The 5,976-nt window shown below is 28.8% G+C and carries 10 protein-coding genes; 6 read left to right on the top strand and 4 right to left on the bottom strand.

The genetic code is table 4. The features are described 5' to 3' along the window. The first annotated feature begins 340 nt into the window (after nt 1–340). The 5 genes from EXC48_RS05005 to EXC48_RS04770 all read left to right on the top strand — a co-directional run bounded on the left by EXC48_RS05005 (nt 341) and on the right by EXC48_RS04770 (nt 2,751). The gene (locus EXC48_RS05005; RefSeq protein WP_268814389.1) at nt 341–466 is read left to right on the top strand and encodes a hypothetical protein; all 126 of its coding nucleotides are present in this window, start codon (nt 341–343) and stop codon (nt 464–466) included. Then, nucleotides 414–647, top strand: a complete 234-nt coding sequence (locus EXC48_RS04755) for a hypothetical protein (protein WP_223216274.1) — start codon at nt 414–416, stop codon at nt 645–647. The genes EXC48_RS05005 and EXC48_RS04755 overlap by 53 nt, the downstream gene beginning before the upstream one ends. Next, nucleotides 619–1,638: a hypothetical protein gene (locus tag EXC48_RS04760; protein WP_223216275.1), complete on the top strand. Its 1,020-nt coding sequence runs from the start codon at nt 619–621 to the stop codon at nt 1,636–1,638. Before EXC48_RS04755 ends, EXC48_RS04760 begins: the two co-directional genes overlap by 29 nt. Before the next feature lie 163 nt (nt 1,639–1,801). Next, entirely contained in the window at nt 1,802–2,317 is a 516-nt protein-coding gene (locus tag EXC48_RS04765; RefSeq protein ID WP_223216276.1) for a hypothetical protein, read from the top strand. Next, nucleotides 2,272–2,751 (top strand): hypothetical protein, encoded by a 480-nt coding sequence (locus EXC48_RS04770; protein ID WP_223216277.1) that lies wholly within the window; start codon nt 2,272–2,274, stop codon nt 2,749–2,751. Before EXC48_RS04765 ends, EXC48_RS04770 begins: the two co-directional genes overlap by 46 nt. Before the next feature lie 253 nt (nt 2,752–3,004). Here EXC48_RS04770 and EXC48_RS05010 read toward each other — a convergent pair whose 3' ends face one another. The 4 genes from EXC48_RS05010 to EXC48_RS05150 all read right to left on the bottom strand — a co-directional run bounded on the left by EXC48_RS05010 (nt 3,005) and on the right by EXC48_RS05150 (nt 5,295). Beyond that, complete coding sequence (locus EXC48_RS05010; RefSeq protein WP_268814390.1) at nt 3,005–3,127, bottom strand: hypothetical protein; 123 nt, start codon at nt 3,125–3,127, stop codon at nt 3,005–3,007. A gap of 146 nt (nt 3,128–3,273) precedes the next feature. Then, the gene (locus tag EXC48_RS04775) at nt 3,274–3,834 is read right to left on the bottom strand and encodes a hypothetical protein (RefSeq protein ID WP_223216278.1); all 561 of its coding nucleotides are present in this window, start codon (nt 3,832–3,834) and stop codon (nt 3,274–3,276) included. 161 nt (nt 3,835–3,995) lie between these two features. Then, entirely contained in the window at nt 3,996–4,508 is a 513-nt protein-coding gene (locus EXC48_RS05145; protein ID WP_223216279.1) for a hypothetical protein, read from the bottom strand. Between the two features lie 124 nt (nt 4,509–4,632). Then, entirely contained in the window at nt 4,633–5,295 is a 663-nt protein-coding gene (locus EXC48_RS05150; protein ID WP_223216280.1) for a hypothetical protein, read from the bottom strand. Between the two features lie 54 nt (nt 5,296–5,349). On the opposite strand from EXC48_RS05150, the gene EXC48_RS05155 reads away from it, so the two are divergent. After that, on the top strand, nt 5,350–5,820 hold the full coding sequence (locus EXC48_RS05155; protein WP_223216281.1) for a hypothetical protein: 471 nt from the start codon (nt 5,350–5,352) through the stop codon (nt 5,818–5,820). Nucleotides 5,821–5,976: the final 156 nt, after the last annotated feature.

The raw sequence follows: 5,976 nt of genomic DNA on the forward strand, positions 1-5,976 counted from the left end.
TTTTGAAAAGATCTTTTATGAAATTTAAAAAAAAAACTAACATTGCTTCTTGAACACTAGAAAAGAAATATTTTAGAAAAAACTTTACTTAAAGAGAATTCTAGAAATAGAGTTATAAAATTTGAAATTCTAGCAAACTCATTATTAAATATACCAAGCAAAAATAGTAGAGTAAGAAATTTCGAAAGTGCCATCGACATTGAGGTTTCATTTGACAAACTAATAGAACAAAAAAACAATTAAAATTAAAAGGTCTGCAAGTGATGGTGCTGGTGGTCGTTTCAATTATTTTGTTATTTTAAATTGAATTAAATCTCGTGGTGTAGAGATTAAAATTTCAATGGAAGATAATACAAATAAAATAATAATTGATGATGAACCTGAAGTTCAAAAATTTTCAAATGGTGTTATGTTTGAAAAAAATAGAGCATTTATCATCTTACCTGCCGCAGTTAAAAAACTATAAAATTACCAATGATGAAGAGCAAGAAAATTTTGGTATAAATCAAAATAGATCGATTACAAACACATTGAAATGAACGGTTTCTAATCAACCCATCTTATTTTATAGTGATGTTGAATTCCAAAAAGATAAAACAGTATACTATCCAAATCAAAATGTTAATTACAAATTACATGATGGATAAATTAAACGTTGAATATTTAAGAGTAAGAGATTGAAGAGATTGAGATATAGTAGACTCTGCATATTCAAGGACAGCATTAGTTGATGGTAATACTTGATTTGGTACATTAGGATTTTTAGGGAAAGTTAATGATGATCCAAATGATGCTACTTTTTACGTTTTAACCAATCGCCATGTCGAAGGTAGTCCAAATGAGTTTTCTGGTATGTTAGATAGTAATCTTCTGCAAGAAAAAGGAAATAAAGTTTTCACACTAGCACCTGATAGAATAGGGAATTCTTTAGAAAGATATTATAATGTTAGAACTAGTGGAGAATTAAATTTAGGAAGAGGTAGGAGAGCTTTAACTATTAAATTACTTTGAAGTGGTGTAGAGCAAATTTCTAAAGATGGAAGCATTAAAAACCGTGGCCAAGATTTAACATTATTCGTTGTTGATTTAAATCGAAAACTATCCGAAGCAAGAGCAGCAGGTAATATGCAAATAGCTTGAAAAATCGAACATTTAATGAAAAAAGGAAATGTTAATATTGACATAAGTTATAAAAAAGGCGGAACTATGTCAGTACCTAATATTAGAGAAATTTCTGCATTAGGATGACCAGGAACACTATATGCTGGTTCAATTAACAGAAGACCAGTGTCCCTAGGTGATGATGGAAACCAATCTAGAGTGGTTGTTGGTGTGCCATACTTTAATCCTTACTCACAAATTTTTGTTGGTGGAGGAGCATCCGGAAGCGGTATGTATATTGGTGGAGATAATTACATAGCAACTTGAACAGCTGGTGCAAGTAATAATACGCGTAAGGCTTCACAAGGTTATGCTTATGACAATAGAAACTTTAACTTTTTCGGAGTTAATTGAGATAATGAAAATCCTTTAAAACTCAAAAATTACCACTCTATTGCTTCACAAATAATGAGAGCAAACTTAAGATTTCCTGAGAAATATGATCTTCCATGATTCTTTAAAGAAATTAATGAATAAAAAAAAAAAATCTGAACAAAATTTAAAATAAATATTCAAATTTTAAGAGGCTTATTATGAAAAAAATGCTTAAAATTCTATCTTTCACATCTTTAATCCCTGTTTCTTCTTTTTTTGTCATTTCTTGCTCAAACAATGAAATTAGTAACCATAATAAAAAACAATGGAGAAATATGATGAAAACATTATATTTACAAATAAACTATCTAACTTAACTCCTAAAAAACAGTTATCAAAAGTAGTGGAAAATACTAATAATGACTACATACCTATTTTTCCTATAGTAAAACAATTTAGTGGAGATATCCTAATTAAGGATAAATTACCTTCAGAGTTAAAATTTGTTAATAGTCAAAATCAATTTAAGTTCTACCCTGTTTCTTGATCTGTAGATAATGATATGCAAATTTTCTCCAATACTACTATTAATGGAATAGTTAATTATGAAGGCCATGATTTTCCTGTAAAAACCTATGTTATCACTCAATTAAAATCAAATATAAATGAGAGCGACTATTTTTCAAAGGAAGAAGGCTGAACTATTGATTTGGAAAAAAGTACCCGTGACGGTAATAGCAGCAATTTACCTAAGCTTATTGATCGTTCGGGTAATTATAGATCTAGTGCTTCTAGGTGAGAAACTGAGGTAAATTTGGTGAAGAACAAGATACAAATTTAGTTTTTCATTGAGAAGAACCAACAAATATTTCGAGATTTGAAGTAAATTTTTGACTTTATGCTAGCCAGGGGAACTCAAGTGGTAAGTTACCTAAGAGAATTTTTGTTCAATACTCAAAAGACGGTGAGAATTGAATTAATGTAGAAAATCAAGATAAAATAACAGACGAGGATTTAGGGCCAATGAGAGGAATGTCAGGATCTTTAGCAAATACAGCTCATGCAAAAGTAATTTCTTTCAAAACCGTTAAAACAAATTGAATTAGAATTCATTGAGAACCAGCTCAAGATAATCAAGGAAAAAATCACATTTTAGGTATAACAAATATTGCGTTTAAAGGGATTGATAAACAAGATATATTAAATTTTAGTCAAAGTAATGATATTTTTGGATATGAATATAATGGAGTTAATATAAAAATAATTCAGAAATAATTAATATTAATTCACAAGATTTCGATGACAACTTTAAGTTTTTTTTTGTTTCTCAACTAACCACATGCTTACTGGTAGTTGTTGCATTTGTAAATCTTAAAGTTGTCATCGAAATCTTGTGAATTAATATTAATTATTTCTGAATTATTTTTATATTTAACTCCATTATATTCATATCCAAAAATATCATTACTTTGACTAAAATTTAATATATCTTGTTTATCAATCCCTTTAAACGCAATATTTGTTATACCTAAATGTGATTTTTTCCTTGATTATCTTGAGCTGGTTCTCAATGAATTCTAATTCAATTTGTTTTAACGGTTTTGAAAGAAATTACTTTTGCATGAGCTGTATTTGCTAAAGATCCTGACATTCCTCTCATTGGCCCTAAATCCTCGTCTGTTATTTTATCTTGATTTTCTACATTAATTCAATTCTCACCGTCTTTTGAGTATTGAACAAAAATTCTCTTAGGTAACTTACCACTTGAGTTCCCCTGGCTAGCATAAAGTCAAAAATTTACTTCAAATCTCGAAATATTTGTTGGTTCTTCTCAATGAAAACTAAATTTGTATCTTGTTCTTCACCAAATTTACCTCAGTTATCTCACCTAGAAGCACTAGATCTATAATTACCCGAACGATCAATAAGCTTAGGTAAATTGCTGCTATTACCGTCACGGGTACTTTTTTCCAAATCAATAGTTCAGCCTTCTTCCTTTGAAAAATAGTCGCTCTCATTTATATTTGATTTTAATTGAGTGATAACATAGGTTTTTACAGGAAAATCATGGCCTTCATAATTAACTATTCCATTAATAGTAGTATTGGAGAAAATTTGCATATCATTATCTACAGATCAAGAAACAGGGTAGAACTTAAATTGATTTTGACTATTAACAAATTTTAACTCTGAAGGTAATTTATCCTTAATTAGGATATCTCCACTAAATTGTTTTACTATAGGAAAAATAGGTATGTAGTCATTATTAGTATTTTCCACTACTTTTGATAACTGTTTTTTAGGAGTTAAGTTAGATAGTTTATTTGTAAATATAATGTTTTCATCATATTTCTCCATTGTTTTTTATTATGGTTACTAATTTCATTGTTTGAGCAAGAAATGACAAAAAAGAAGAAACAGGGATTAAAGATGTGAAATAGAATTTTAAGCATTTTTTTCATAATAAGCCTCTTAAAATTTGAATATTTATTTTAAATTTTGTTCAGATTTTTTATTTTTTATTCATTAATTTCTTTAAAGAATCATGGAAGATCATATTTCTCAGGAAATCTTAAGTTTGCTCTCATTATTTGTGAAGCAATAGAGTGGTAATTTTTGAGTTTTAAAGGATTTTCATTATCTCAATTAACTCCGAAAAAGTTAAAGTTTCTATTGTCATAAGCATAACCTTGTGAAGCCTTACGCGTATTATTACTTGCACCAGCTGTTCAAGTTGCTATGTAATTATCTCCACCAATATACATACCGCTTCCGGATGCTCCTCCACCAACAAAAATTTGTGAGTAAGGATTAAAGTATGGCACACCAACAACCACTCTAGATTGGTTTCCATCATCACCTAGGGACACTGGTCTTCTGTTAATTGAACCAGCATATAGTGTTCCTGGTCATCCTAATGCAGAAATTTCTCTAATATTAGGTACTGACATAGTTCCGCCTTTTTTATAACTTATGTCAATATTAACATTTCCTTTTTTCATTAAATGTTCGATTTTTCAAGCTATTTGCATATTACCTGCTGCTCTTGCTTCGGATAGTTTTCGATTTAAATCAACAACGAATAATGTTAAATCTTGGCCACGGTTTTTAATGCTTCCATCTTTAGAAATTTGCTCTACACCACTTCAAAGTAATTTAATAGTTAAAGCTCTCCCTACCTCTTCCTAAATTTAATTCTCCACTAGTTCTAACATTATAATATCTTTCTAAAGAATTCCCTATTCTATCAGGTGCTAGTGTGAAAACTTTATTTCCTTTTTCTTGCAGAAGATTACTATCTAACATACCAGAAAACTCATTTGGACTACCTTCGACATGGCGATTGGTTAAAACGTAAAAAGTAGCATCATTTGGATCATCATTAACTTTCCCTAAAAATCCTAATGTACCAAATCAAGTATTACCATCAACTAATGCTGTCCTTGAATATGCAGAGTCTACTATATCTCAATCTCTTCAATCTCTTACTCTTAAATATTCAACGTTTAATTTATATCCATCATGTAATTTGTAATTAACATTTTGATTTGGATAGTATACTGTTTTATCTTTTTGGAATTCAACATCACTATAAAATAAGATGGGTTGATTAGAACCGTTCATTTCAATGTGTTTGTAATCGAATCTATTTTGATTTATACCAAAATTTTCTTGCTCTTCATCATTGGTATATTTTATAGTTGTTTTAACTGCGGCAGGTAAGATGATAAATGCTCTATTTTTATCAAACATAACACCATTTGAAAATTTTTGAACTTCAGGTTCATCAATTATTATTTTATTTGTATTATCTTCCATTGAAATTTTAATCTCTACACCACGAGATTTAATTCAATTTAAAATAACAAATAATTGAAACGACCACCAGCACCATCACTTGCAGACCTTTTAATTTTAATTGTTTTTTGTTCTATTAGTTTGTCAAATGAAACCTCAATGTCGATGGCACTTTCGAAATTTCTTACTCTACTATTTTTGCTTGGTATATTTAATAATGAGTTTGCTAGAATTTCAAATTTTATAACTCTATTTCTAGAATTCTCTTTAAGTAAAGTTTTTTCTAAATATTTCTTTTCTAGTGTTCAAGAAGCAATGTTAGTTTTTTTATTTAAATTTCATAAAAGATCTTTTCAAAATGGTTCAATAATTCTTTCGCGAATAATTGAAGTTTCAGATTCTTGGATTGTTTTTAGGTTTTCGTTGGTAAAATCAAGGTTTTCATTAATTGTATTAATTTTGCTTAAAGCAAATCCCTTAATCTTGTATCAAGTATTCCCGAGTATTTTATTATTTGTTCTACCTGTAACAGCAAATCTTATATAAGCTTCATTATTTGCTATTTTTTTAATTTGGTCTACCTTAAATAATTAGCAGGAAGACTATAATTTTGATATTCGACTTCATTGTTTTTGTTATGTTTAAGTCGGATAACTCCATTATTCAATTCTTCTAATTATTTATTCATTCGCTGGCTGTTTT

Origin of the sequence: Mycoplasmopsis cynos (assembly GCF_900660545.1) — a bacterium.
Classification (GTDB): Bacteria; Bacillota_I; Bacilli_A; order Mycoplasmatales; family Metamycoplasmataceae; genus Mycoplasmopsis; species Mycoplasmopsis cynos.